The following is a 26,188-nucleotide window of genomic DNA, read 5'->3' on the forward strand; positions in this document are numbered from 1 at the left end:
TCACCGAAGGGTGCGGTTCTTCTCCACGGTAGAGTTGGTCAATGCGCTGGAAGAAGAGAAGGCCCAAGGCAAGACAGGGCAGATGGCCCACCGGCTTGCATATGTGGATCTGGTGATTCTGGACGAGTTGGGCTACCTGCCGTTCAGTGCATCAGGAGGCGCCTTGCTGTTCCACCTGCTGTCCAAACTCTACGAGCGCACCAGCGTCGTGATCACCACCAACCTGAGCTTCAGCGAGTGGGCCAGTGTGTTCGGGGATGCCAAGATGACCACGGCACTGCTGGACCGACTCACGCATCACTGCCATATTCTGGAAACCGGCAACGACAGCTACCGATTCAAGAACAGCTCCGCACAGCAACCACCACAGACCACCAGAAAGGAGAAGACAGCCAAGAACTTATCCACAACGTGAGCGTGAAGCTCACGAACCAGGGTGGGTCAAGATTCGATGGAAATGGTGGGTCAGCTTTGCGTGGAAATCAACAGTCCGACAGGTCATTTCGTGCTACTCGTGGACACCACAGACCCCTTGAACTTCACGCAAAAACAATCCTTTGCTGTGTTTCTTGATGAACTCGTAAAAAAGCGCGTGCCCGAAGGTCATCTGCTCTCGGTCTTCGTCTTGGGTGAGGACTTCAAAACGAATGCAGAGCCTCTGGTCGAGTTGTGCAACCCAGGGTCCGGAGAAAACAAGAGCGCGATGACCAGTAACGTCGAGCGTGTGCGCAAGACGTATGAGGAGAAATTCATCAAACCCTTGATGCGTCAGGGAGAAGCCCTGCAGGGGACACAACCAGCCAAAGCCTCGCCCATTCTTGAGATGTTGCAACTGGTAGCCATCAATGGGTTTCGTAAACACGACGTCAAGGGCGAGCGGCGCCTTTTTCTGATGTCAGACATGCTGCACAACGGAAGCGCGTTTTCGATGTATCGAGCGACGCCCAACTTTGAGGACTTCTCGGGTACCGACTACGGTCGTAAAACCCAAGCTGACCTCAAGGACGTCAAAGTCGAACTGCATTACCTGTTGAACGCCCCCCAGCTCCAGACCCGTCGTAGCCTCCTGTTTTGGGAGAACTACTTCATCAAGTCTGGAGCGCGCTTGGTGGACGTGCGTCCTTTAGAAGGTTGACCTGTGAACATACGCGACATCCGTGTTCAGAAGCTTTTTGCCATTGCATTGGTGCTCAAGGTCTTGAGCTCAGGTCTTGGCTGGTATTTTCAATCGCCTTGGATTCTCGGCTTTGGTGTGCCCATTTGCATCATGGTCGTCTACATCTGGCTCGGACTGTTCCGCCGTGATTCAGACGTGAGCGACGACAAGTTTGCTGATTCGGCCTACTACCTCGGCTTCATCTTCACCATCACATCCATCATCTTCAGTCTGTTCGACCTGCCCAACATCGGCGCCAAGATTCAAGACATCGCTGTGCGCTTCGGCGCTGCGATGGTGAGTACGGTGTTGGGCTTGGGCATACGGGTGTACCTGGTGAGCTTTCGCGTTGACGTGTCAGACGCCATCCGAGACGCAGAGGACACGCTTTTGGGTGCCACACGAGCATTCACTGAACGGTTGACGATGGCGCTCGAACGATTGCAGGACTTCGAATCCCGAGTGGATTTAGCCACTCGCTCAAGTATTGAGCGTGTCAATTTGCAAGTTGAAGCACTCTCGAAAAATCATGCAGACAAGCTGACTGGGTTTTTCTCAGACCTGACCAACCGAAATCAAGAGGGGTTCACAAAAGCTCTCGACGAAGTGCGCGAGGCAAGTTCTCGCCTTGCTACATCCGTTGATGGCTATGCCTCTGGGATGCGAGGACACTTGGGAAGCATCGAAGTGCGAGTCGACGATTTCGCACACGCGGTGAGCACACGACTGCAAAAGACGACATTCCCAGATGACTACTTTGCCAAACGCCTCGCAGCTCCCCTCAGTCAGCTTGAATCGGCGGCGGGCGAAATTGCCCTGAAAGTGGTGAGCGCCGGTGCGGAAATGTCAAAAACCGCAGAGGCTTTGTCGAGTTCACTTGTGTCTGTTCAACACAAGTCTGCTGATGCTGAGACGGCGATGGATTCAATCCTTCGACTTTCAGGGCAGCAACACATGGTCTTGGAGACGGCTCAGGGGCAACTTAACGCCTTGGTGCAACTATCTTCAAAGCTTGAATCCTTTGATGCGTTGTTGACCTCGATGGTGGCAGAGCTCCGGGTCGGGCATGAAACCAGTTCCACGTTAAGCAGCCATGTAAGCAAATTGGTCGGCGAGACGGCTGACAGTCGCGAGGTGGTTGCCAGAAACATCCTTTTGCTGACCGAACAACTCTCCGTGCAAACGTCGGCCAGCACAGCACTTGCGAGTCGTATGGATGCCGTCGTCTCCGCGACTGACCGTGTCGTTGAGCAACTGGGAACCAGCGCAGCTGCACAAATATCTGCTTCGTCGCTTTTGCAATCCTCCGCCAGTCTGGCCGGTGAAGCCGCCGCGAAATATGGAGTCTCGGTGGAGGCCGAGCGAGTAACTTCGCGAGCACTTGAAATGCTCACAGAACGTGCAGACCTGACTTTCACCAAAGTCAATGAGCTCGTACAAAGCATGCATGAGTTCGTGAAACAAGTAGGGCCGCTTACAAATGGGCATCTTGCTCATTCCGATAGGCAACATCTCAATACCTGGCAGTCTCAGACCACGCGTTTTGAGGGCCAAATTTCGACAGCGCCTTCGCACATTGCGCCCTTGAGCACCAATGGAGGGACTCTTCTTGCCGCTCCAAGAGCGCCACTTGGACAATCAGGCAGCTCGCCCGAAATCTCAGACTCAGCTTCGTCAACATGGGCGCCTGCTTCAGCGCCAGACACCTCGATGCCAGAGAAAACCCCATCCACTGGAGGCGCCAACGGACAAGCGCAAGCAACGAAGACAAATCAACTCGAGGGTTAACAAATGGCTGTCAACCCAAGAAGCGACCAAGTTTTTCAGCTGTCTCTCACTGAAATCGCATTCATGCTGATTTTCATTCTTCTTTTGCTGCTTGGATACCTTGTCGTACGCGAGCAGGCCGCACGAGAAGTGGCAGAGACAGCGTTGGCTGAAGCTCGTTCGACGGAGGAGACTTTGGCTGCGCTTCAGGCTGCGAAGTCGGAACTGTCACAAGCACTCATCAAGGCTGGAAGCGCGCCAGTCCAACTCGAAGAGACCATATCGCGACTGACTTCTGCACAAGAGATACGCGTCGAGCGAGACAAGCTCGTCATGCAAGTTGAGGACCTTGATGCCCAACTTTCAGCGATGACTGAGTTGCGCAAGGAACTCGAAACGGTCGCTGACAAGCAGAACGTCCCACCGGATGAGGTGCTCTCCGCATTGGTTCTGCAGAAGGAGGTTCGGGAAGCAATGAAGCAAGCCAAGGATTCGGCGGCGACCACAGACGTAAAACCCAGCAGTACAAAGACTGTTTCGCCCGAGCAATTGTTGCCATTCGTGCGGCGCTCAATCTCAACCGCCGAGCTTCTGAAAAAGAACCTCAGGGACGGACTTGGCCAGACGCTTTCACCCGGCGACGAGTCCAAAACGATTGAGGCGGTGGTGGCTGCTGCCCGCGCTCAATCCGAGCTCGCAAGAAGTGGAGTGTCTATTGAAGTAGCTCGAAAAGAGAACTCCGACCTGCGTGGTCAAGTGGCATTCTTCAAGCGCAGACTCGAGGCGCGTGGCGGGAGAGACCATCCGCCTTGCTGGGCCAATGAGTCGGGTGCCCCGGAATACTTGTTTTCCTTGGAACTCAATCCAGCAGGCATTGTCGTTCAGCCGGCGTGGCCCGCTCATCGCGAAGCTGATGCCCGCTCTCTCCCGAATATCGAAACTGCATTGCAGTCACCTGTCAGCCTCGGTGACTTCGCGAGAAGCATTCAAGGCATCTTCAACGCAAGCAAGGCTGCAGACCCACAGTGCCGTCACTACGTGAGCATCAAGAACACGATTGCAGATGCAGTGGCCTCAGACCGAGCACGCCTGTCTGTCGAAAATTATTTCTACATCTACGAGGCGCGCAGGTAGTGTTTGTGAATTTCTGTCGGCAACGAATTGGTCACTTATTAGGCGCTTTGCTGCTGAGTTTTGGGGGAAGTGCGGCATGTGGGACGACTACGCTTGAAGGTGTCGTCATTAAACTTTCAGATGGAGACACTGTCACTGTTTTGGATGCGGCAAAACGCTCTCATCGTGTCAGGTTGGCGGGCATCGACGCACCCGAAAAAAAACAGGCATTCGGAGACCGCTCGCGTCAAAGCCTTTCCGAGTTGGTATTTCGTCAGGTTGTAACCGTCGAGTACGAAAAAGTCGACAGGTACGGACGCATTGTTGGCAAAGTGAAGGCTGGGAATCTGGATGCCAACCTTGTACAGGTCAGTCGCGGTATGGCATGGCACTACAAGGCATACGAACTTGAGCAACAACCTAAGGATAGGTTGGCCTACTCCCGTGCAGAAGAGGCTGCGCGGGAGGCCCGCCAGGGGCTTTGGCGTGACCCTATGCCAGTTGCTCCCTGGGACTTCCGACGGATTAGATAGGGCTCCAACTCCAGAGATTTCAGTCCCAGAGCTCTTTGTATTGGGGCAGCATCATCGTGTCAGATGCGAGTCGCAGCGGCTTGTCCGCTAGTTGGGTAACAAGAAAAACCGCACGCTTGCCGACCCGAGCCTCGAGGTACGCATGGACCCTCTCCACGAAACCCTGGTAGCCAAAATCCTCAATTGTTTTCGACTTTCGACTTTGGTCTATGTACGTGAGTCGCGTACGATTCTCACGGCGAGAAACGCTGACGATGTTGGCTTCGAGGCCGACGTTCAAGTAGCCAGAGCCAGTACGTGAGCTCCAGGCTCGGGTTACTTCGGACGCTGGTGACGGCAACTCATCAAAGGATGCCACTTTGGTCGATTCAAGCGCCTTGAGTGCTCGAATGGCTCCCTCAAGTCGCTGAAGCGCGTCCCTCTCACCTTGCTCTGCCTGGGCCGCCCGGGTAGTACTCTCTGTGACGCGCTCTTCAAGATTTAGTACGACCGTGATTGCTTCTTCTGCTACCGAGCGAATGTGGGCATTCTCTTTTGACAGTTTCTCCGCTTGTTCCCGGAGCGGCCGGTTAAGCCGCTCCGCAATGTAATCAGCAAGCTGACTTTGGTTGGTCATTTCGCCACGAACAACCAACGGATGGAGTTCTTGGGCGATGTACTCTGGCGTCAACCATTCCCGACCCTCTTTCGCACGCTCGTTTCGAAGGAACTCCGAAAGGTTCTGTGAGGTGCGCAACGCCAACCCATCCAGTGGTAATACGGTCACAACGACCGGGTCGAGCCTGTCTGGACTTGGAGCAACGACAACGAGCCGACCTCTGCCGAGGCAATCTCCATTTTCCCTGGCAGTCCACATGTCTGCAACGATGTGCTCTCTACCCTTGTCCCGGTCGCTCAGACGTTGCGATTGGGTTGCAGACTCGTCTTCAACAAGGTTTTCAATGAATAGCTTTGGTCCTGGAATCACGAGGCCAAATCGGAGTGGCAGGCTTTCTTCTCGTGCGTGATTCGAGAGGTGGTAGCGGATGCGCGACATTGATTGAGTGCCTCCCAGATAAGTTGCGTGACAAGCGCAGCATACCAACGGAAGTGAAGTGGCTTTCACTGACACTCCATCCCCAAAGGCGACGCCTTGGCGATTGCGGAGCCCCTTGGGCGCTCAGGCTGGTTCTATCGCAGGCTAGAAACGTATGCAGCCGTTTGCAAGCGCACAGCTGAGGTCGAGGGTGGAAGGTCTCGCGGTTTCTGGTCCGCACAACGGACGAGGTTTACAAACGATGCTGCGTTTCGGGTGGATGTCTTGGCGCCATTGACGTACGATTCAGCCCGACTTGCGACTGGTCACCCTGATGAAACTTGGACAAGAACCGATGAGACTTTGTGACGCTGGAGTTTTTTCTCCCCTTTTGCTTCAACTCATCTCAGGTTATGGGTTCGACACGCCCGTAAGTCGTTGTGGCGCAAGGGTGAGGCTTCTTGCCTTTTGACTCCACCTACAGCCGCTGACCATGCCCTGCTTGGGCAAAGTGGTTGTTGTAGTTCAACTGCGGACGAACGCCAACAGCAACTGGTAATTGTTTTGGTCTGCGGCTCGCAAGGCAGCCAGGTACTGGGCCCGCACTTCACTGGCGGCGACCAGATTGCCGCCGCTGCCCCAGGAGAACGCAGGTCGACCAAGACTGCGAAGAAGGGCATCAGCCATCATTCGGGAGTGGCGCCCGTTGCCGTTGGGAAACGGATGTATCCAGACCAGGTCGCGGTGAAAACGCGCAGCGATTTCGTCGGGAGGGAACGTGGCGTTGTCGACCCACCACTGTGTGTTCCCGAACAACTGCGCGAGCTTGACGCCCACCTGTGTCCATTCGCAGCCGATGTTCTTGTCCGAGCTGCGAAATGTGCCCGCCCATGACCAGGTCTGGTCTAACATCCTGGCGTGCAGCGTCCGACAGAACCCTTCGCTGAGCACGTCCGGCGAGCGCACCCGCTTCAGCCAGCGCACGGCACGCAGCATGTTCTCCTGCTCCCATTCGTTCAGATCTCCCTTGGTGGTCAGGTGCTCAGGGATGAGCCCAGCCTTCTCATCCAGGTCCAGCGGGGTCTGGCCATCCTGCTCATCGAGGTCTATCGCCATAGGTCCGACCACCTGCCCCGCAGCAGTTCCTCGGTCCTGCGTTCCACCTGTTTGCGCAGCCGGTCGGCGCCCGGGCGCTGGTCTTCCAGACCCATGGTATGGGCCACGCCCCCCACCTCTTCCTCGGCGATGGTGCGGGCGCGTTCTTGGACCATTTCCGTAAGCGGCCGCCGGGGAACCAGGGCGTAGACCAGTTCGCATTCGAGCCCATCCGCGAGCTTTCGCAACTGCGCGAGCGAGATTCGATCATCCGCTTCGGACTGTTCGGACTTGTGCAGCGTCGACCCGGAAATACCCAGCCGCTGAGCCTGCTGGCGTTCCGTGCGTCCCAAGGACTCCCGGATGAGCTTCAACCAGCCCCGTGGCGGGGCCTGCCGTTTGACCAAGTCTGCGTAGCTGGACAAGTTTGCCTGCAGCTGCTCAAGTCGGAGTTGGTTGAGTTCGGGTGTCATCGTTAGCCTATGGGCTGATTGTTCCAGCTATTATGATAGCCTATGATGAATCGATTATCACTATTTTGCTTCTTTGCAGTGAAGTAATTTGTGTATTCTTGCTTCGTTTTTCAGAAGCAGGCAGGTACGCCCCATGGTGATTCTGGACATAGATCCAGAAAGTCTTCATCTTGTGCAGATGTCGGCTGGGGTCAATTACTGGAAATCCCGGTAAATCCGCTTTACAGGAATAGGCAGCAGGCCCTGAAGGGGCTAGTAAAAGAACACTTGGCTCGCCCGGTCCTTGAACACCCCCCGCGCCAGTTCACGCGCCAGGCTGGGTTGCTGGCTGGCCACTGCGCACACATAGGCAATCTTGTCGGCGCTCAGGCCCGCGCATTTCCTCGCCAGGTCGCTGCTGTCGCGCACCGCCAGCCGCACGGCGTGGCCGTAGGTCCAGCGCAGGGTGTTGCACAGTTCGCGGAGCTGTTCCGCGGCCACCGCGCTGGGCAGGCGCAGCCCGTGGAATTCGAGGTACTGCACCAGCTTGAATTCGTCGTCCGGCGAAATGACCGCCGGGCCGCCCTCGGTATCGACGCGAATGGCCAGAAAGAAGTCCTGGTAGGTCAACTCATCCACCGCCTCGGCATCGAGGGTGGCGTAGGCAGGCGGGTTGGGTCGGAAGGAAGACTGGGAAGACGCGGCGTCTGCCGAGCGCGAGCGGGACGGCGACGAGGGGAAAGGTATGACGGACATCACAGAGACCAAGTTGTTCTGCTGGAATTCTGCCTACCCCCGGCCCGCGCGTCCGTGAGGGAATGAGCACCTTGCGCGAATCCAACGGCCTCCACGGGCTCGCTGTCCACCAGGCAGGGACAAACAGGCGCGAATTTGGTTGGGGTTTCCACTAGTTGGTATCTCAACTAGTTTTCCTATGATGCGATCAGCTTCGCCGTCCAGAGCGCAAGCACCATCTCAGGAGACAACCATGCGTTTTCAATGGAAGCTGGTCGGCACGCTCGCTGCCGCGTTCGCCATGGGCAGCGTTGCTGCCCAGACCGTCAAGGTCGGCATCATTGCCCCGTTCTCGGGTCCCTTCGCCCACTACGGCGCGCTGTTCAAGGCAGGGGCCGAAGGCTATGTCGCGCAGCAGGGCGGCAAGCTCGCCGGCAAGGAGATCGAGTTCATCTTCCGCGATGAGGGCGGCCCCAACCCTGCCAACACGCGCACCCTGGCGCAGGAGCTGGTGATCAAGGACAAGGTCGACTATCTCGGCGGCGTGGTGTTCTCGCCCAACGCATTTGCCGTGGCACCTGTGATCCAGGAATCGAAAACACCGTTCGTGGTGTTCAACGCCGCCACCTCCGACATCACGACCAAGAGCGACTACTACGTGCGCACCAGCTACACGCTGTGGCAGGTGACGGTGCCGCTGGCCCAGCACGCGGCCAAGAAGGGCATCAAGAAAGTGGTGACGGCCGTCACCGACTACGCCCCGGGCGTGGACGCGGAAAACGCCTTCAAGGCCGAGTTCGCCAAGCAGGGCGGCGAGGTGGTGGAGAGCATCCGCATGCCGATCCGCACCACCGATTTCGCGCCGTTTGCACAGCGCATAAAGGCCAGTGGCGCACAAGCCGTGTATGTGTTCCTGCCCGGTGGCCCGCCCAACCTGGGCTTTGTGAAGGCGTACAACGAGAACGGCCTGAAAGCGGCCGGTGTGGAGTTTCTGGGTACCGCTGAAACCGATGAGTTCGACCTGCAGAAATTCGGCGATTCGGCCCTGGGCCTGACCACCGCCTTCCACTACAGCGCGGCGCACGACTCGGCCGCCAACAAGACCTTCGCCGCGGCGGTGGCTAAGGTCAACAAGGACGCGGTGCTCAATTACGCAACCGTCGGCGCCTGGGACGGCATGGCCGTGATCCACAAGATGATCGAAGCCACCGGGGGCCAGCGCGATGGTGAGAAGGCCATGGCTGCGATCAAGGGCCACAAGTGGGAGAGCCCACGCGGCCCGGTGAGCATCGACCCCAACACGCGCCATATCACGCAGAACGTGTATCTGCGCACGGTGGAAAAAGGCGCGGGTGGCCTGATGGTCAACAAGGAAGTGCAGAACTTCGGGCCACAGGTCGACCACGGCCTGATCAAGTAAACGCACGCCAGACAAGAAAGAGGGCCGCTGCGTGACCCTGCTCGCCAACATCCTGATCGACGGCATTGCCTACGGCATGGTGCTGTTCATCATCGCCGTGGGCCTGTCGGTCACGCTCGGCCTCATGCGCTTCGTGAACCTGGCCCACGGCGCCTTCGCCATGACCGGCGGCTACATCGCTGCCTGGCTGGTTCGGGAGCAAGGCCTGTCGTTCTATGTGGGGGTGCCGTTGGCTGTTTTGGCCACCGGCCTGCTCGGTGCCTTGCTGGAGGTGACGGTGCTGCGCCGCCTGTATCGCCGCACCGAGTTGCAGCAGGTGCTCTTCACCATCGGCCTCACGTTCCTCTTCGTGGCCACGGCCAACCTGCTGGCAGGCCCTGAAGTACAGCTGATTCCATTGCCGCCCGCCCTCTCGCACGCGGTGGACCTCGGCATCCGCACCTTGCCCGCGCAGCGCCTGCTTGTGATCGCCAGTGGTGTGCTAGTGGTGCTGGCTGCGTTCTGGGTGCTCAACAAGTCGCGCTTCGGCGTGTGGCTGCGCGCCACGGTGGACAACACAGGCGCAGCATCGGCCCTGGGCATACCGGTGCAGTTGGTCTACGTGACCACCTTCGCAGTGGGCGCGGCACTGGCCGGTCTGGGTGGCATTCTGGGCGCGGAACTCATGCCGCTGGAGCCCTACTACCCTGTGAAGTACCTCGTGCTGGTGCTGGTGGTGGTGGCCGTCGGCGGAATGGGCAGCATTGCCGGTTCGCTGGCCGCGTCGCTCACGCTGGGCATCATCGACACCGCGAGCAAGTACCTCGCTTCTGACTGGGGCTCGCTGTTCTTCTTTCTGGCCATGGCGCTGTTGCTGGCCTGGCGGCCGCACGGCCTGCTGGTGGCTCGCAAGGTTTGATGCCATGAAACGCTCCCTGCCCTACCTTCTGCTGGTGGCCCTCGCCACGCTGATCTATTTCGTGTTTCCGGACCAGCTGCCGCTGGCCGCGCGCATCGCCACCATGGCCATCTTCGTGATGTCGCTAGATCTGGTGGTGGGCTACGGCGGACTCGCCACGCTGGGCCACTCGGCGCTGTTCGGCATCGGCGCTTACGCGGCGGGGCTGCTGGCCATGCACCTCACCGGCAACCCGCTGATCGGCCTGCTGGCGGGAGCTGCGGCCGGTGCACTGCTCGCATGGCTCTCGGGACTGTTCCTGTTGCGCTACGAGGGCCTGACCTTCCTCATGCTCACCGTGGCAGTGGGCCAGATCGCCCAGAACGGTGCCAGCAAGCTGCGCGACTGGACTGGCGGGGAGGACGGCCTTACAGGGTTTGAAGTTCAGAAGATCTTTGGCGTCTGGTCATTCGATCTCTATGGCAAGGTGGCTTTTGTCTACTGCTTCGTGGTCATGCTGATCTGCCTGTGGGCCATGCGCCGGCTCATGGGATCGCCTTTCGGCCTGTCGGTGGTGGGGATCCACCAGAACCGGATGCGCACGGCAGCCATCGGCGGTTCGGTGCGCGGGCAGCTGCTCAAGCTCTACACGCTGGCGGGCGCGTTCGCCGGCATCGGCGGTGCGCTCAACGCGCAGGTCAACCAGATCGTGGGTCTTGATACGCTGGGTTTCGAGCTCTCGGCCGAAGCCCTGGTGATGCTTGTGCTGGGCGGTGCGGGCAACCTGTTCGGTGCCATCGGCGGCACGGCGGCGTTCATGCTGATCCACCACACCGCCTCGGCCATCAACCCCTACCACTGGCTGTTCATCATCGGTGGGCTGCTGGTGTTCGTGGTGCTCGTGCCGCGAGCGCGCCTGTTTGAAGCCTTGCGCCAGCGTGTGGCCCGCATATTGCCTACGCCTCGGGAGGCCGCATGAGCGCACAGCCTTTGCTGGACGTGCGCCAGCTGCACAAATCCTTCGGTGGCCTGCATGTCACACGGGACGTGTCGTTTGCGCTGCACCCGGGCAACCGCGTCGGCCTGATCGGACCCAACGGGGCAGGCAAAACCACGCTGATCAACCTCATCACCGGCGCGCTCGCGCCCAGCCGGGGCAGTGTGTGGCTTAAAGGTGAAGACGTATCGCACCTGCCTCAGCCCAAACGCGTGCAACGTGGTCTCGCGCGTACGTTCCAGATCACGCAACTCGCACTCGATCTGCCCATCTATCGTCAGGTGGAGCTGGCCATTCACCAGCGCGAAGGTTCGGTCAACCAGATGTTTCGCGCACTCGACGGCTTTCATGCCGTGCGTGACGAGGCCGCTCAGATCCTGCACACCCTGCGCCTCGACATCCTGGCCCGGCGCTGCCCGGTGGAGCTGGCCTACGGCGAGCAGCGCCTGGTTGAAATTGCCCTGGCCATGGCGCTCAAGCCGCAGGTGCTTCTGCTGGACGAACCCATGGCGGGCGTGCCCAGCGGCGAGCGCCAAGTGGTGCTGGACGCGCTCGACACCTTGCCCGCGGACCTCGCCATTTTGATGATCGAGCACGACATGGACCTGGTGTTCAACTTCGCCGACCGCATGCTGGTGCTGGCCGAAGGCGCGCTGCTGGCTGAGGGCACACCGCTGGAGATCCGCTGCCACCCGGCAGTGCGCACCGCCTACCTCGGCGCGGAGGCTTGATCGCATGACCGATCTGCTGCACATCGACAACCTGACGGCTGGCTATGGCGCCGTCCAGGTGCTGCACGGCGTGAACCTGTCGCTCGCCTCCGGCGGGCGGCTGGCGCTCATCGGTCGCAACGGCGTGGGCAAGACCACGCTGCTCAAGGCAGTGATGGGTCTGGCTGACGTGAAGACCGGCCAGGTGCGCCTGGACGGGCAAGACATCACAAAGTGGTCGGCCCGGGAGCGCGCTCATGCAGGCATCGGCTACGTGCCACAGACGCGCGATATCTTCCCCTCCCTCACGGTCGAGGAGAACCTGCTGGCCGGCCTCAAGGGCCGCCCGCGCAGTGCGCTGGACGAAGCCTACGCACTCTTCCCGCGCCTGGCCGAGCGTCGCCAGAACGGCGGTCAGCAACTCTCGGGTGGTGAGCAGCAGATGCTCAGCGTGGCCCGCACGCTGTTGGGCAAACCCCGTCTGCTGTTGCTGGACGAGCCGCTGGAAGGGCTCGCGCCCATCATCTGCATCGAACTCATGCGCGCCTTCGAGCACCTCGCGCAGGACACTGGCGTGGCCGTGCTGCTGGTGGAGCAGAAGGTAGACGACGCGCTTCGATTTGCTCCCCGCGCAGTGGTACTCGAGCGAGGTGAGGTGGTGCACCAGAGCGAGAGCGCCGCCCTGAGCCAGCGCAAGGATCTGCTGGAGCGCTATGTCGGCGTGGCCGGCGCGCATTGACAACCCACACGACAGGAGGTCCCATGAACACAGCCACCCTTTCCCCCGACACTGCGACCGCACCCACGGGCGTGCCGGTGGTCGACGTTGATCCCTACAGCGACGCTTTCCTGACCGACCCGTACGAGGCCCACCGCCAACTGCGTGAAGCCGGCCCGGTGGTATGGATTCCCGCCTACGGCATCTACGCCTGCGCCCGCCACGAATCCGTGCACGCCGTCTTCAACGACCACGCCACCTACATCTCGGGTGCCGGCGTCGGGCTGGCCAACTTCAACAAGGAAACGCCGTTCAGGCCGAAAAGCCTGATCCTGGAAGCGGACCCGCCTTCGCACACCAAGGCCCGTGCAATCCTGGCGCGCATCCTCTCGCCCAAAACAGTGATGCAGATCCGCGCGACCTTCACGGCCGAGGCCGAGTCGCTGGTGGACCGATTGCTGGCGCGCCAGGCGGCCGGCGAAACCATCGACGCGGTGAAAGACCTCTCCGAGGTGTATCCACTCAAGGTGTTCCCGGACGCGGTGGGCGTGGGTGAGGCGAACCGCGAGAACCTGCTGCTCTACGGCAACATGATCTTCAACGCATTTGGTCCGCGCAACGAACGCCTGCAGAAGTCGGCCGAGCTGGTGCAGCCCGTGACGGCCTGGATCATGGCCCACTGCCAGCGCGAGAACCTGCGCCCCGGCGGGTTTGGTGACCTGATCTACCAGGCGGCCGACGGCGGCGAAATCACCGTTGAGGAAGCGCCCCTGCTGGTGCGGTCCTTCCTCTCTGCCGGCGTGGACACGACAGTCAACGGGATCGGCAACGCCATCCTGTGCATGGCCAACCACCCGGAGCAGTATGCACAGCTGTGCGCGGACCACACGCTGGCCCGCCCCGCGTTCGAGGAGGCCCTGCGCTTTGAATCGTCGGTGCAGACCTTCTTCCGGACCACCTCGAAAGACACCGAGCTGTTCGGTGTGAAGATTCCGAAAGACAGCAAGATCGTCACGTTCCTCGCCGCAGCCAACCGAGACGAACGCCAGTGGCCGGACCCCGACCGATTCGACATCCAACGCCGCCCGACGGGTCACATGGCCTTTGGTTCCGGTATCCACGGTTGCGTGGGGCAGGTGGTGGCGCGGCTCGAAGGCGAGGTGGTGCTCACCGCGCTGGCCAAACGCGTTTCGCGCATCGAACTCATCCGCGCGCCGCAGCGCCGCCTCAACAATACGCTGCGCGCGCTGGCCTCCATGCCGGTGCGCCTTGTCACCGCCTGAGAGGACATTCCCATGGTTGATGTGATCTTGATCGATGCCAGCGGGTTGAGCCGCACGCTGCAGGTGCCGGAGGGCCAGAGCCTCATGCAGGCCGCAGTGTCAGCCGGTGTGCGCGGGATCGTCGGTGAGTGCGGCGGGTCTGCCATGTGCGCGACCTGCCACGTGTATGTGGACGAGTCGTTTGCCGACCAACTGCCAGCTCCGCTGGACACAGAGCTGGAGATGCTGGAATGCACCGCCAGCGAGCGCCTGCCCAATAGCCGATTGGGTTGCCAGATCAAGCTGTCGGCCGCTCTCGACGGCCTGGTGGTGCGACTGCCCGAGAGGCAACAATAGGGCCTTCGTCGTCCATCGAAACCATCCCATGAGCAAGTTGCCTCTCGCCTTGGTGCCCACGCGCAAGGCCTCGTCCAAAGTCGCAGACAACGCCGCGGTGGTCGACCTCGAGCGCTATGCGCCGGCTTTCTTCACCTGGATCGCCAACAAACTCTCGGGCGGCGCCTCCACCGCCTACCTCAGCGCGTTCAACGTCGGTATCGAGACCTGGCGCCTCCTGGTGCTGCTGGCGATCGAAGAATCGCTGACCGCACAGGCGATCTCGCGCACCATCGGCATGGATAAGGCCTCCGTGAGCCGCGCTTTCAAAAGCATGCAGTTGCGCGGGCTCATCACCATCGGTCTGGACGACGCCGATGGCCGTTTGCGCGTGGCCACCATCACGCCCAAAGGCCGAGCCCTTCACGACAAAATCCTGGAGCTGGCGATGGAGCGAGAGCGCGCGTTTCTCAGCGTGCTCAACGACAAGGAGCGCGAGACGCTCATTGGCTTGTTGCGCCGTCTACACGACAACCTGCCCGCAGTCGAGAAGGCAACGCACGATTACCTGACGCGCCACTACCCGAAATCGAAACTGCGCCGCGCACGCGGTAGCGATGCATGAGCACAGACCAGATCGTCATTGCGGGTGGTGGTCATGCCGCTGCGGCCCTGTGCGTCGGCTTGGCCGAAGCGGGGCAAGGTGGGCGTGTGCACCTGGTGAGCGCTGAAAACGAGCTTCCGTACCAGCGTCCGCCGTTGTCAAAGAGTTTTCTCAAGAACGCTGACGAGACCGTCGCACCACACAAAGCGGCAGCCTGGTACGCCGAGCAGGGTATCCAGGTTCACCTGAGTGACCCGGTCGACTCCATCGACCGCAAAGTCGGACAGGTTCTGCTTCGCTCGGGCACCGTGCTGGCTTACCAACACCTGGTGTTGGCCACTGGCACACGCGCACGCACCCTGGATGCCTTGCCCCCCGGCTTGAGCAATGTGCATGTGCTGCGCGATGCTGAACACGCGCGCAGCCTGCGCACCCGGCTGGGCGAGACGGTCGCGGCGGGCCGGCGCTTCACTGTGCTGGGCGGCGGATTCATTGGCCTGGAACTCGCCGCATCTGCGCGCCAGCTAGGGCTGGAAGTGACCGTACTGGAGGTGACACCACGCTTGCTGGGACGCTCAGTTTCGGCATCGCTGAGCGAACATGTGCTGGCGCACCACCGAAGCATGGGCACCGAGGTGCAGATCGGTGTTCGCATCGAAGGCTTCGAGTTGCAAGAGGATCGGTTGTTGTCGATGCAAGTGAACGGCAATCGCGTGGCTGTGGACGAGCTGTTACTCGGCATCGGCGCTGTGCCCGAAACGCGACTGGCCGCCGACTGCGGTTTGGCGGTGGACAACGGGATCGTGGTGGACGCCTGCATGCGCACGTCAGATCCGGCTGTTCTGGCCATCGGCGACTGCGCTGCATTCCCGACGACGGGTGGTGCGCGGATTCGGCTGGAGTCCGTGCAGAACGCCAACGATCAAGCTCGCACGGCAGCTGCAACACTGCTGGGACGCGACGAGCCGTACAGGTCCTTGCCTTGGTTCTGGTCAGAGCAAGGCCCGATGCGCCTGCAGATGGCGGGGCTTTTGCCAACCTCCCAGGAGACCATACGGCGTGCTGGGGCGAGTGCCAGCAGTTTCACGCTGTTTCACCTGCATGAAGGACGGTTGTTGTGCGCCGAATCGGTCAACGCACCGCTGGACCACATGATGTCGCGCAAGTTGATCGAGGCCGGCGGGTTGGTGAATGCAGCCTCTCTAGCCGATCCTTCGGTCCCGCTGAAGTCGATGCTGGCCTGAAGTTCCTGACACTCAAGCTTTCATGTGCACGTGAACAGCTCGTCTTCCTGCGTGAAGCCAATCAATCGTCCGCCGCCACCCGCGCAGGCAACAAAGCCGCCAGCGCTGAAAAATCCGAAATCACCCGGTTGGGCCGGCTGTCCTCGATCGGCTGGCCCATGTTGTACCCATAGGTCAGCGCCCACACGGCAATGCCAGCGTTGCGCGCGGTGGCCACGTCGATGCTGGAATCGCCGACGAACAGGGCGCGATCTCTCGCCACGCTGAAACGCATCAGGCAATCGTCCACCGCCGCCGGGTGCGGTTTCTTCACCGCCAGGGTGTCGCCGCTGATCACGCGGTGAAACAGCGGCATGAGCTGGTGGGCGTCCAGCACGACGCGCGTGTAGCGTTCTTCCTTGTTGGTGACCACCGCGAGCTTCACGCCGGCGGCCCTGAGCGCCTCCAGCATGAGTCGCACACCCGGGTAGAGCTGGCTGCGCGTGCCGCAGCGCAGCTCGTAATGCAGGCCAAACGCGGCCTCGATGGTCGCAAAGGCTTCGCTGTGGCGCACGGTTTGCGCGTCGACGCCATCCACATGGGCCATGGCCTGGATCAGCAGCTCGCGCGTGCCGTGGCCGATCCAGTCGTTGACCTGCTGCTGCGTCACGGGTTCACGGTCAAAGGCGGCAAGTGTGTCGTTGACGGCGTCCGCGATCTCTGGCGCGGTCTCGATGAGCGTGCCGTCCAGGTCGAAGAGGATCAGGTCGTAGGGATAACCTTTCATCTCAGGCCACCCGTTTCTGGCGTTCCATCATTCGCCACACGAACGGCGTGAAGATGAGCTGCATGGCCAGCTCCATCTTGCCGCCGGGCACCACGATGGTGTTGGCGCGCGACATGAAACTGTCGTGCACCATGCTCAGCAGGTACTGGAAGTCAATGCCCTTGGGCTTGGCAAAACGGATCACCACGAAGCTCTCGTCGGGCGCGGGAATTTCGCGCGCGATGAAGGGGTTGGAGGTGTCCACACAGGGCACGCGCTGAAAGTTCACATGCGTGTGCGCGAACTGCGGGCAGATGTAGTTCACGTAGTCGGGCATGCGCCGCAGGATGGTGTCGGTCACGGCCTCGGTGCTGTAGCCGCGCTTGGACTTGTCGCGCCAGAGCTTCTGGATCCATTCGAGGTTGATCACGGGCACCACGCCGATCAGCAGGTCGGGATGCTGGGCGATGTTGACCTCAGGCGTGATCACCGCGCCATGCAGGCCTTCGTAAAACAACAGGTCGGTGCGCGCGGGAATGTCTTCCCACGGCGTGAAGGTACCAGGCTCCTGCTGGTAGGGCGCGGCTTCCTCGGCGTCGTGCAGGTACTTGCGCGATTTGCCGGTGCCGTTGCGCCCGTAGTTCGAGAACAGCGCTTCGAGCTCGGCGAACAGGTTGTTCTCTGGGCCGAAGTGGCTGAAGTTGCGGTTGCCCGCACGTTCGGCCTCGGCCTGGCGCAGTTTCATCTGCTGGCGGTCGTGACGGTGAAAACTGTCGCCCTCGATGATGGCGGCGGTGACGCTCTCGCGCCGGAAGATGTTCTCGAAGGTGCGGGTCACCGATGTGGTTCCCGCGCCCGACGAGCCGGTGATGGCGATGATGGGGTGGCGCTCAGACATGGGGATGTCCCGTGAAGTTGGAAAGCGGTTCGGGCAGACACGTCAGACGCGGAACAGGCTGCGCTCGTGGAACAGGGGGTTGTCGGGTTCCTTCTGCTGCGGTTCGGCGTGGTAGCGCTCGATGCGCTCCACCTCGTTCTTCGAACCAAACACCAGCCCGATGCGCTGGTGCAGCGACTCGGGCTGAACGCCCAGCATGGGCACGCGGCCGGTGCTGGCGCGGCCACCGGCCTGCTCCATGATGAAACCGATGGGGTTGGCCTCGTAGAGCAGGCGCAGGCGGCCAGGCTTGGCGGCGTCTTTGCTGTCGCGCGGATACAGGAACACGCCGCCGCGCATGAGGATGCGGTGCGCCTCGGCCACCATGCTGGCGATCCATCGCATGTTGAAGTCCTTGCCGCGCGGACCGGTCTTGCCTGCAAGGCACTCGTCCACATAGCGCTTCACCGGTGGTTCCCAGAAGCGGCTGTTGGACGCGTTGATGGCGAACTCCTGCGTGTCGGCCGGCACCGTGAGGTCGGGGTGCGTGAGCATGAATTCGCCCAGGTTGGGGTCCAGCGTGAAGCCGGCCACCCCGTTGCCTACCGTGATCACGAGCATGGTGGTGGGCCCGTACAGCGCATAGCCAGCCGCCACCTGCTGCGTGCCGGGTTGCAGAAAGTCGGCTTCGGTCATGTCGCGGCCATCGGCCACGGGCGCGCGCAGCACCGAGAAGATGCTCCCCACCGACACGTTCACGTCGATGTTGCTGGAACCGTCGAGCGGGTCGAACACCAGCAGGTACTTGCCGCGCGGAAACTTCGCCGGTATCTGGTAGGGCAGGTCCATCTCTTCGGAGGCCATGCCACCGAGGTGGCCGCCCCATTCGGTGATGCGCACGAAGTAGTCGTTGCTCAGCACGTCGAGCTTCTTCTGCGTCTCGCCCTGCACGTTGACCGTGCCACCCTCGCTGCCATCCGGGGCCGCGTGGTTGCCGAGCATGTCGCCGAGCGCGCCGAAGGCCACGGCGCGCGCAATGGCCTTGCACGCCATGGCCACGTCCAGGATCAGTGCGTTGAAGTCGCCGCTCGCTTCGGGGAAGCGGCGGCGCTGTTCGATCAGGTATTGCGTCAGGGTGCGACGTCCGGTGAGTGGCATGAGGTGCTCCGCGTGCGGGGTGTTGATGGAGGGCTCAGGCCGATTCGAACAAGGTGCCGGCGTGCCAGCGGCGCAAGGCCTCCAGCGTGACCCACGGCTGGTCCATGCCGGCCACGCCGAGCGGCAACCGCAGCGTGGGTTCGCCCAGGTGCGGCAACACCAGCATGGCGGTATCGAAGCGCTGGCCCACCGTGAACACGGTGGGCGTCACCAGCGTCTGCAGGCCGGCGGCGGTGGCCGCATTCAGTCCGTTTTCGGAGTCCTCAAACGCCAGGCAGGCCTGCGCGGGCAGGCACAGCTCGGCCAGCACCTGCTGGTACACCAGGGGGTCGGGCTTCTTGCGGACCGCCGTGGAGGCGTCGCCCATGGCGGCGAAATGGCGTCGCCACTCGGCACCGAGCGGGGTGCGCAACAGGGCGTCGACGTTGATCGGGGTGGTGGTGGTGGCGATGGCCAGGCGCGTGCCGGCGGCCAGCGCTTCGAGCATCACCCGCATCACACCGGGGCGCAAAGGCAACTGACCGCCGCTCACGCGGCTTTCGTAGATGCGCGTCTTGAGGCTGTGGATGCGGTCGATGCGGGCTCGCAGGGCCGGGCCACGCGGGGCATCGGGATCCACCAGGCGCCAGTGGTGCGCAATGCGTTCCTTGCCGCCCGAGACCCGCAGCAGGCGGGTGTAGGTGTCGTCGTCCCAGTGCCAGTTCAGTCCCTCTTCTGAAAAGGCTTCGTTGAAGGCCGCCTGGTGTGCGGCCTCGGTGTCGGCCAGCACGCCGTCCACGTCGAAGATGAGGGCCTCAAGCATGGCCTGGCACCTCGCCAGCAAACAGGCGGCTGCCCAGAATGTCGGGCGCCTGCAGGGTGGTGAGTTCTTCGGCGGTCCATTCGCGATCGGGTTGCGAAAACAACCGGCTGGCCTGGCGCAGGCGGGCGCGGTCCAGCGCATTGCGCACGCTGCGCGCGTTGGCGAAATGCGGTTGCGCCAGCCGGAGGCCCAGGTAGCGCTCGAACGCCTCGGCGGCGGCGTCGCTGAAGCGGTGATTCTGTTCGGCGAGCATCTGGCGGGAGATCTGCATCAGCTCGTCGGCCGAGTAGTCCGGGAACTCCAGGTGGTGCGCAATGCGGGAGCGCATGCCGGGGTTGGACTGGAAGAACGTGTCCATGCGATCGGCGTAACCCGCCAGGATCACCACCAGATCGTCCCGGTGGTTCTCCATCATCTGCAGCAGGATCTCGATCGCTTCCTGCCCATAGTCGCGCTCGTTCTCGGGCCGGTAGAGGTAGTAGGCCTCGTCGATGAACAGCACGCCGCCCATGGCTTTCTTCAGCACCTCACGGGTTTTGGGCGCGGTGTGGCCGATGTACTGGCCCACCAGGTCGTCGCGCGTCACGGCCACCAGGTGGCCCTTGCGCACGTAACCCAGGCGATGCAGGATCTGCGCCATGCGCAACGCCACCGTGGTCTTGCCGGTGCCGGGGTTGCCGGAGAAACACATGTGCAGGCTGGGCGCCTGCGAAGCCAGGCCCAACCCGGTGCGCAGCTTGTCGATGACCAGCAGCGCCGCAATGTCTCGCACACGCGCCTTCACGGGTGCGAGGCCCACCAGTTGATCGTCGAGCTCCTGCAGCACCGCCTGCACCTGCGTCTGCGCCAGCACCGCGCCCACCGAACGCGGCGCGTTCAAAGGGGGCGCCTGTTCAGGGGGCGCCGAAGCCGCCGGTGCTTCAACCGGTGGCGTGCTGCCGGGGATGACGTAGGACATGGCGGCGTGATCGATCAGGCGGGATCGCGGTAGCGTTCACCTTCGGGCTGGATGGCGCCGTAGCCGCGCGTGGTGTAGCGCAGGCTGCGGCCGTTCACTTCCTGGCGCTCCAGCATGAAGCCGGGCTCGGTGGGCGGGCGGTTGACGATGAAGCTCATCACGATGGTCTCGACGTTGCGCGTCGAGTCGAACGCCATCATGCGGATGTAGTGGCGCGGGAAGGCTTTGCGGCAGGCCTTCAGTTCCTGCATCACGCCGGCGGCGTCGTGCAGGTCGAACATGGGGTTGCCGTACATGCTCCAGTAGGTGTTGCGTGGGTGCGGGTCGTCGGTGTACTCCACGCTCCACGCGTAGCCGCGCTTCAGGCCGTACTCGATCTGGGCGGTAATCTCGGCGTCGGTGAGGTCGGGCAGAAAGCTGAACTGGCCCTGGGTGACGCGGCCGGTGGGATTGGTCATCATGGTGTGGGTCCTCGGTGTTTCAGGCCAGCGCCGGTGTGTTCACGTAGTCGCTCGAATCGGTGCTCTGGTAGTTGAAGCTGATCTCGCCCCAGGTATCGAGCGCGGCCTTCAAGGGGCTGCAATGCTGCGCGGCGCGCTTCAGGATTTCCGGCCCCTCCTGCAGGATGTCCTTGCCTTCGTTGCGCGCCTTCACCATCGATTCGAGCGCCACGCGGTTGGCCACGGCGCCGGCCTGGATGCCCATGGGGTGGCCGATGGTGCCGCCGCCGAACTGCAGCACCACGTCGTCGCCGAAGAGGTCGATGAGCTGGTGCATCTGGCCGGCGTGAATGCCGCCCGAGGCCACGGGCATGACCTTCTTGATGTCGGCCCAGTCCTGCTCGAAGTGGTTGCCGCGCGGCAGGTCGACCTTGGTCACGCTGTTGCGGCACACGTCGTAATAGCCCTGCACCGTCAGCGGGTCGCCTTCGAGCTTGCCCACCGCGGTACCGGCGTGGATGTGGTCCACGCCGGCCAGGCGCATCCACTTGGCGATCACGCGAAAGCTCACGCCGTGGTTCTTCTGGCGCGTGTAGGTGCCATGCCCGGCGCGGTGCAGGTGCAGGATCATGTCGTTCTTGCGCGCCCAGTTGCTCATGCTCTGGATCGCGGTGTAGCCGATCACGAGGTCGATCATCACGATCACGCTGCCCAGGTCCTTGGCGAATTCGGCGCGTTCGTACATGTCTTCCATGGTGGCGCCGGTCACGTTCAGGTAGCTGCCTTTCACCTCACCGGTTTCGGCGCTGGCCTTGTTCACCGCATCCATCACGAACAGGAAACGGTCACGCCAGTGCATGAAGGGCTGGCTGTTGATGTTCTCGTCGTCCTTCATGAAGTCCAGCCCGCCCTTGAGGCCTTCGTACACCACACGGCCGTAGTTGCGGCCGGAGAGACCGAGCTTGGGCTTGGTGGTGGCGCCGAGCAGCGGGCGGCCAAATTTGTCGAGCCGCTCGCGCTCCACCACCAGGCCGGTGGGCGGGCCTTTGAACGTCTTCACGTAGGCCACCGGAATGCGGATGTCTTCCAGGCGCGCCGCTTTCAGCGGCTTGAAGCTGAACACGTTGCCGATCAGGCTGGCTGTCATGTTGGCGATCGAACCTTCCTCGAACAGGATCAGGTCGTAGGCCACCCACGCGAAGTACTCGCCAGCCCGGCCGGGCACGGGCTCCACCTTGTAGGCCTTGGCCCGGTAGCTGTCGCAGGCGGTGAGGCGGTCGGTCCACACCACGGTCCAGGTGGCGGTGCTCGATTCACCGGCCACGGCGGCGGCGGCTTCCTCCGGGTCCACACCGTCCTGGGGCGTGATGCGGAACAGGCACAGGGTGTCGGTGTCCTTGGGCACGTAATCCGGCATCCAGTAGCCCATCTGCTTGTACTTGAGCACCCCGGCGCTGTAGCGCTTTTTGGCGTCGGTGATCTCGGTGGAGGCAGAGGGCGTGTCGCTCATGAAGGGCTCCGGAAAGGGGATGGGCGGGGGGTGAAGTGCACTTTAGGTTTCACCCCAACTAAAGTAAATTCACGATTCCTTGAACTTCACTTAAGGGATTGCTGAATGAAAAACGCCACCTTTCGCCAGTTGCGTGTGTTCAGCGAGGTGGCGCGACACCTCAGCTTCGCGCGCGCGGCCCAAGTTCTGCACCTCACGCCGCCCGCAGTGACCATGCAGGTGAAGGAGCTGGAGGGGCACGTGGGCATGCCGCTGTTCGAGCGCACCGGCCGCAAGGTGGCGCTCACCACGGTGGGCGAGTACATGCTGGTCTATGCACGAAAGATGCTGGCCACGCTCAAGGACGCCGAGGACGCCGCAGCGCGGCTGCAGAAGCTGGAAACCGGCATGCTGGTGATCGGCATGGTGAGCACCGCCAAGTACTTTCTGCCGCACCTGCTGGCGGAGTTCCGCCGCGAGCACGGCAGCATCGACATCCGCCTGGCGGTGAGCAACCGCGAGCAGCTGGTGAAGATGCTGCACGCCAATGAGGTCGACATCGCCATCATGGGCCGCCCGCCCAGGGAGCTGGCCACCCGCGCCGAGCCATTTGCCGCGCATCCGCATGTGTTTGTGGCGTCGGTGGGCCACCCGCTGGCGCGCGCTGGCCACGTGCCCGCAGCGGTGCTGCGCGAGTACGACTTCATCGTGCGCGAGCCAGGCTCGGGCACGCGCGCGGCCATGGAGAAGTTCCTCACCAGCCAGCAGGTCGAGCTGCGCGTGATCATGGAAATGGCCAGCAACGAAACCATCAAGCAGGCGGTGATGGCGGACATGGGGTTGAGCTTTCTCTCGCTGCACACCATCGGGCTGGAGTTGAGCAACCGGCTGATCGAGGTGCTCGATGTGGAAGGCGCGCCGGTGGTGCGCGGCTGGAACGTGGTGCACACCCTGTCCAAGCTGCTGTCGCCGGCGGCGGAGGCCTTTCGCTACTTTGTGCTGGAGCGCGGGGAAAGTTACCTGGCCGAGAACTTTCCTGCGCATTTCATGGCAACAGAAAACCGGGCCTGAGCACGGGCCGACCAGCGGCTGTCGGTATCCTCGCGACGGGTGCGTCCTTGAGAAAAGGGCCTCCTCGCTGCGCCCACGCCATGAACCACACCGCCTGGATCACCGACCACCTGAAGAACGCCCGCGCTCAGGCGCTGGCGGCGTTGCTGCGGTACTTTCGCGATCTCGACACCGCTGAGGATGCATTGCAGGAAGCCTGCGTGCGGGCGATTCGCGCCTGGTCGGCGAACGGTATGCCGAGCGATCCGGTGGCCTGGCTGGTGCTGGTGGGGCGCAACGCGGGCATCGACGAGCTTCGACGCCGCGCGCCAATGGACGCGCTGCCCGCGGAGCACCTCATCTCCGACACCGAAGACGCCGACCCGGAGCTCGTCGACCGGCTCGAACGTTCACGCTACCGCGACGATGTGTTGCGGCTGCTGTTCGTCTGTTGCCACCCCGCGCTGTCGGTGGCGCAGCAGATTGCGCTGGCCTTGCGAGTGGTCTCGGGGCTCTCGCTCGCAGAACTGGCCAGCGCGTTCCTCGTCACCGAAGACGCCATGGAGCAACGCCTCACGCGCGCCAAACGCCGCATCGGCGAACTGCGCGTTCCCTTCGAAGCACCGGGTCGCATCGAGACCACACGCCGCCTGGGCGCCGTTCTGTCGGTGCTTTATCTGATGTTCAACGAAGGCTATTCGGCCAGTGGCGGTGAACAGCACCTGCGCACGCCGCTGTGCGAGGAAGCGATTCGCCTGGCGCGCCTGCTGCACCAGCTCTTCGATGACGATCCCGAGGTCGGCGGACTTGTGGCGCTGATGCTGCTGCAGCACGCCCGGGCGCAGGCGAGGCTGGACGCGGCGGGCGAGATCGTGCTGCTCGAAGACCAGGACCGGTCGCGCTGGAACAGCTCGCTGATCGACCTGGGCCTGGCGTATCTGCACGACGCACTGGCGCGACAGGCTCCAGGGGCCTACCAGTTGCAGGCGGCCATCGCGGCCACGCATGCGCGTGCGGGGCGCGCAGCAGACACCGACTGGGCGGAGATCGACCGCCTCTATGCGGCGCTGGAAGCCCTGCAACCCTCGCCCGTGGTCACGCTGAACCGCGCAGTGGCGGTGTCGAAGCTGAGAGGACCGGCGGCGGCACTGCGCCTGGTCGATCCGCTGGCAGCGAGCCTGGCCGGCTACCTTCATTTCCACGGCTTGCGTGGTGCGTTGCTGTTCGAGCTGGGCTGCCACGAGGAGGCCCGGGCCGCGCTCCAGTGCGCTCTGGCGCTGGCGCGAACCCCGGCCGAGAGCCGGCATATCCACGCCCGCCTGCGTGACTTACCCGAGCCGGGCACGAATTCCCGTTGAGAAAAAAAGGAACCGCGATGCTGTATTCGATCCTGATCTATGGCTCAGAGGCCGCCGTGGCGGCCTGGTCGGAACGGGAGGAGGCGGAAGTCATGGGTCGGCATGCCGATCTGCGCCGTGAGCTTCTTGCCCGACGCCAGCTCGGCCCGGTCATGCGGCTGGCGCCAGCTGAAGCCAACCCCGGCGGCCAGCTCACCACCGATGGCCCGTTCGCCGAAACCAAGGAGCAGCTCCTGGGCATCTACGTCGTCGACTGTGCGACTGAGGTCGAGGCCCGAGAGGCTGCACGGCGCCTCTCGTTCAAGACGGCGGTGTTCGTCATCCGCCCGATCGTGGCCTTTGCACCCGGCGTCCTGCCGGTGCAAGGCATGGAGCCGGACTGAATCCGCGCAGGACTGTCGGAAACACGCCGACCCAAACGTCCTTGGCAAGCGACCTGCGGCATACCGCCCGCTGGCGCTCACGACAAGGAGTTCATCATGGTTCTGGAAGGACGCACGGCCATCGTCTACGGCGCGGGTGGCGCCGTGGGTGGCGCAGCCGCACGCGCGCTGGCAGGCGCTGGTGCGCAAGTGTTTCTCGTCGGGCGATCATCGCCCGGCCTGGAGGCGGTGGCCCACGACATTGCAGCACGCGGCGGACAGGCCCATGTGGCCACGCTGGACGCGCTGGACACAGCCGCCGTCGAACAGCACGCGGCTGAAGTGGCGGCTCGCGGGCCCGGCCTTCACATCGCCTTCAACGCCATCGGGGTGGCGCACGTGCAGGGCGTTGCACTGGAGGGCCTGTCCATGGAGGCGTTCGCGCTTCCGGTGGACACCTACATCCGCAGCAGCTTCACCATTGCCAAGGCAGTTGCACCGCACATGGTGCGCCAGCGCCGCGGCGTGGTGATCTCGCTCACCACGCCGGCTTCCCGCATGGTCGGGCCGGGGTTCCTGGGGCACAGCGTGGCTTGTGCCGGCGTCGAGGCCTTTTCACGGCACCTGGCGGGCGAGTTGGGCGAGCAGGGCGTGCGCAGCGTCTGCATCCGTTCGCATGCCATTCCCGAGACACTGCCGCTCGGCTCACACGCAGGCCCGGTGTTCGCCATCGAGGCGCAACGCCAGGGGGTCACGGTGGACCAGATGCTCGAAGGCGCAGCGACCGGCACGGTGCTCAAACGCCTGCCCAGGCTGAAAGACCTCGCGGCCACCCTCGTCTTCCTGGCGTCTGATGGCGCAGCAGCGATCTCGGGCGTGGTGGTGAACATGAGCGGGCTGGTTCTGGACTGAGCC

Annotated in this window: 29 protein-coding genes; 18 read left to right on the plus strand and 11 right to left on the minus strand. The window is 62.6% G+C overall.

The window, feature by feature from the left end:
• The 5 genes from CAP37_RS19635 to CAP37_RS19655 form a co-directional block, all read left to right on the plus strand.
• On the plus strand, nucleotides 1–415 hold a 415-nt coding region (locus CAP37_RS19635; protein ID WP_086126193.1), incomplete at its 5' end, for an ATP-binding protein.
• A gap of 99 nt (nucleotides 416–514) precedes the next feature.
• On the plus strand, nucleotides 515–1,135 hold the full coding sequence (locus CAP37_RS19640; protein ID WP_179190297.1) for a hypothetical protein: 621 nt from the start codon (nucleotides 515–517) through the stop codon (nucleotides 1,133–1,135).
• A 3-nt stretch (nucleotides 1,136–1,138) separates the two neighbouring features.
• Nucleotides 1,139–2,944, plus strand: a complete 1,806-nt coding sequence (locus CAP37_RS19645) for a hypothetical protein (protein WP_086126198.1) — start codon at nucleotides 1,139–1,141, stop codon at nucleotides 2,942–2,944.
• Nucleotides 2,945–3,007: 63 nt separating this feature from the next.
• A complete protein-coding gene (locus tag CAP37_RS19650) occupies nucleotides 3,008–4,057 on the plus strand; it encodes a hypothetical protein (protein WP_143435991.1) in 1,050 nt (349 codons plus the stop codon).
• A complete protein-coding gene (locus CAP37_RS19655) occupies nucleotides 4,057–4,569 on the plus strand; it encodes a thermonuclease family protein (protein ID WP_256927065.1) in 513 nt (170 codons plus the stop codon). The genes CAP37_RS19650 and CAP37_RS19655 overlap by 1 nt, the downstream gene beginning before the upstream one ends.
• A 19-nt stretch (nucleotides 4,570–4,588) precedes the next feature.
• Here CAP37_RS19655 and CAP37_RS21625 read toward each other — a convergent pair whose 3' ends face one another.
• The 4 genes from CAP37_RS21625 to CAP37_RS19675 all read right to left on the minus strand — a co-directional run bounded on the left by CAP37_RS21625 (nucleotide 4,589) and on the right by CAP37_RS19675 (nucleotide 7,887).
• A complete protein-coding gene (locus CAP37_RS21625; RefSeq protein ID WP_143435992.1) occupies nucleotides 4,589–5,605 on the minus strand; it encodes a hypothetical protein in 1,017 nt (338 codons plus the stop codon).
• Nucleotides 5,606–6,109: 504 nt separating this feature from the next.
• Complete coding sequence (locus CAP37_RS19665; RefSeq protein ID WP_086126207.1) at nucleotides 6,110–6,700, minus strand: mobile mystery protein B; 591 nt, start codon at nucleotides 6,698–6,700, stop codon at nucleotides 6,110–6,112.
• Nucleotides 6,691–7,152, minus strand: a complete 462-nt coding sequence (locus tag CAP37_RS19670; protein ID WP_086126210.1) for a mobile mystery protein A — start codon at nucleotides 7,150–7,152, stop codon at nucleotides 6,691–6,693. Before CAP37_RS19670 ends, CAP37_RS19665 begins: the two co-directional genes overlap by 10 nt.
• 252 nt (nucleotides 7,153–7,404) lie before the next feature.
• Nucleotides 7,405–7,887: a hypothetical protein gene (locus tag CAP37_RS19675; RefSeq protein WP_086126213.1), complete on the minus strand. Its 483-nt coding sequence runs from the start codon at nucleotides 7,885–7,887 to the stop codon at nucleotides 7,405–7,407.
• Between the two features lie 232 nt (nucleotides 7,888–8,119).
• On the opposite strand from CAP37_RS19675, the gene CAP37_RS19680 reads away from it, so the two are divergent.
• Genes CAP37_RS19680 through CAP37_RS19720 form a run of 9 tightly spaced genes read left to right on the plus strand, consistent with a single transcriptional unit; the run spans nucleotide 8,120 to nucleotide 16,034 of the window.
• Nucleotides 8,120–9,286 (plus strand): ABC transporter substrate-binding protein, encoded by a 1,167-nt coding sequence (locus tag CAP37_RS19680; RefSeq protein WP_086126216.1) that lies wholly within the window; start codon nucleotides 8,120–8,122, stop codon nucleotides 9,284–9,286.
• 31 nt (nucleotides 9,287–9,317) lie between these two features.
• Nucleotides 9,318–10,184 carry a branched-chain amino acid ABC transporter permease gene (locus CAP37_RS19685; RefSeq protein ID WP_086126219.1) on the plus strand — a complete coding sequence of 289 codons (867 nt, stop codon included), beginning with the start codon at nucleotides 9,318–9,320 and terminating at the stop codon, nucleotides 10,182–10,184.
• Nucleotides 10,185–10,188: 4 nt separating this feature from the next.
• Entirely contained in the window at nucleotides 10,189–11,142 is a 954-nt protein-coding gene (locus tag CAP37_RS19690) for a branched-chain amino acid ABC transporter permease (protein WP_086126222.1), read from the plus strand.
• Nucleotides 11,139–11,891, plus strand: coding sequence for an ABC transporter ATP-binding protein (locus tag CAP37_RS19695; RefSeq protein WP_086126225.1), 753 nt, complete (start codon nucleotides 11,139–11,141; stop codon nucleotides 11,889–11,891). Before CAP37_RS19690 ends, CAP37_RS19695 begins: the two co-directional genes overlap by 4 nt.
• A gap of 4 nt (nucleotides 11,892–11,895) precedes the next feature.
• Nucleotides 11,896–12,609, plus strand: a complete 714-nt coding sequence (locus tag CAP37_RS19700) for an ABC transporter ATP-binding protein (protein ID WP_086126229.1) — start codon at nucleotides 11,896–11,898, stop codon at nucleotides 12,607–12,609.
• Nucleotides 12,610–12,632: 23 nt separating this feature from the next.
• A complete protein-coding gene (locus CAP37_RS19705; protein WP_086126232.1) occupies nucleotides 12,633–13,871 on the plus strand; it encodes a cytochrome P450 in 1,239 nt (412 codons plus the stop codon).
• Nucleotides 13,872–13,883: 12 nt separating this feature from the next.
• Entirely contained in the window at nucleotides 13,884–14,207 is a 324-nt protein-coding gene (locus tag CAP37_RS19710; RefSeq protein ID WP_086126234.1) for a 2Fe-2S iron-sulfur cluster-binding protein, read from the plus strand.
• Nucleotides 14,208–14,235: 28 nt separating this feature from the next.
• A complete protein-coding gene (locus tag CAP37_RS19715; RefSeq protein ID WP_086126236.1) occupies nucleotides 14,236–14,811 on the plus strand; it encodes a MarR family winged helix-turn-helix transcriptional regulator in 576 nt (191 codons plus the stop codon).
• On the plus strand, nucleotides 14,808–16,034 hold the full coding sequence (locus CAP37_RS19720) for an NAD(P)/FAD-dependent oxidoreductase (protein ID WP_086126239.1): 1,227 nt from the start codon (nucleotides 14,808–14,810) through the stop codon (nucleotides 16,032–16,034). The genes CAP37_RS19715 and CAP37_RS19720 overlap by 4 nt, the downstream gene beginning before the upstream one ends.
• A gap of 61 nt (nucleotides 16,035–16,095) precedes the next feature.
• Here CAP37_RS19720 and gph read toward each other — a convergent pair whose 3' ends face one another.
• From gph to CAP37_RS19755, 7 genes are read right to left on the minus strand one after another with little or no spacing between them, the layout of a single operon-like run.
• A complete protein-coding gene (gene gph / locus CAP37_RS19725) occupies nucleotides 16,096–16,800 on the minus strand; it encodes a phosphoglycolate phosphatase (RefSeq protein WP_086126241.1) in 705 nt (234 codons plus the stop codon).
• Between the two features lies 1 nt (nucleotide 16,801).
• Complete coding sequence (locus CAP37_RS19730) at nucleotides 16,802–17,677, minus strand: phosphoribulokinase (protein ID WP_086126245.1); 876 nt, start codon at nucleotides 17,675–17,677, stop codon at nucleotides 16,802–16,804.
• Between the two features lie 42 nt (nucleotides 17,678–17,719).
• On the minus strand, nucleotides 17,720–18,814 hold the full coding sequence (locus CAP37_RS19735) for a class 1 fructose-bisphosphatase (protein WP_086126248.1): 1,095 nt from the start codon (nucleotides 18,812–18,814) through the stop codon (nucleotides 17,720–17,722).
• A 34-nt stretch (nucleotides 18,815–18,848) separates the two neighbouring features.
• Nucleotides 18,849–19,616, minus strand: coding sequence for an HAD-IA family hydrolase (locus CAP37_RS19740; RefSeq protein ID WP_086126250.1), 768 nt, complete (start codon nucleotides 19,614–19,616; stop codon nucleotides 18,849–18,851).
• Complete coding sequence (gene cbbX, locus CAP37_RS19745; protein ID WP_086126253.1) at nucleotides 19,609–20,574, minus strand: CbbX protein; 966 nt, start codon at nucleotides 20,572–20,574, stop codon at nucleotides 19,609–19,611. Before cbbX ends, CAP37_RS19740 begins: the two co-directional genes overlap by 8 nt.
• 14 nt (nucleotides 20,575–20,588) lie before the next feature.
• Nucleotides 20,589–21,035, minus strand: coding sequence for a ribulose bisphosphate carboxylase small subunit (locus CAP37_RS19750; RefSeq protein ID WP_086126256.1), 447 nt, complete (start codon nucleotides 21,033–21,035; stop codon nucleotides 20,589–20,591).
• 19 nt (nucleotides 21,036–21,054) lie between these two features.
• Complete coding sequence (locus CAP37_RS19755; protein WP_086126258.1) at nucleotides 21,055–22,524, minus strand: form I ribulose bisphosphate carboxylase large subunit; 1,470 nt, start codon at nucleotides 22,522–22,524, stop codon at nucleotides 21,055–21,057.
• Nucleotides 22,525–22,629: 105 nt separating this feature from the next.
• Between CAP37_RS19755 and CAP37_RS19760 the strand changes: the two genes are divergently transcribed.
• From CAP37_RS19760 to CAP37_RS19775, 4 genes are all read left to right on the plus strand, one after another.
• Entirely contained in the window at nucleotides 22,630–23,574 is a 945-nt protein-coding gene (locus CAP37_RS19760; protein ID WP_086126261.1) for a LysR family transcriptional regulator, read from the plus strand.
• An 80-nt stretch (nucleotides 23,575–23,654) separates the two neighbouring features.
• Complete coding sequence (locus tag CAP37_RS19765) at nucleotides 23,655–24,911, plus strand: RNA polymerase sigma factor (RefSeq protein ID WP_086126263.1); 1,257 nt, start codon at nucleotides 23,655–23,657, stop codon at nucleotides 24,909–24,911.
• A 17-nt stretch (nucleotides 24,912–24,928) separates the two neighbouring features.
• Nucleotides 24,929–25,294: a YciI family protein gene (locus CAP37_RS19770; RefSeq protein WP_086126265.1), complete on the plus strand. Its 366-nt coding sequence runs from the start codon at nucleotides 24,929–24,931 to the stop codon at nucleotides 25,292–25,294.
• A gap of 96 nt (nucleotides 25,295–25,390) precedes the next feature.
• Nucleotides 25,391–26,185, plus strand: coding sequence for an SDR family NAD(P)-dependent oxidoreductase (locus CAP37_RS19775; protein WP_086126268.1), 795 nt, complete (start codon nucleotides 25,391–25,393; stop codon nucleotides 26,183–26,185).
• Nucleotides 26,186–26,188: the final 3 nt, after the last annotated feature.

Origin of the sequence: Hydrogenophaga sp. IBVHS1 (assembly GCF_002127265.1) — a bacterium.
Classification (GTDB): domain Bacteria; phylum Pseudomonadota; class Gammaproteobacteria; order Burkholderiales; family Burkholderiaceae_C; genus Hydrogenophaga.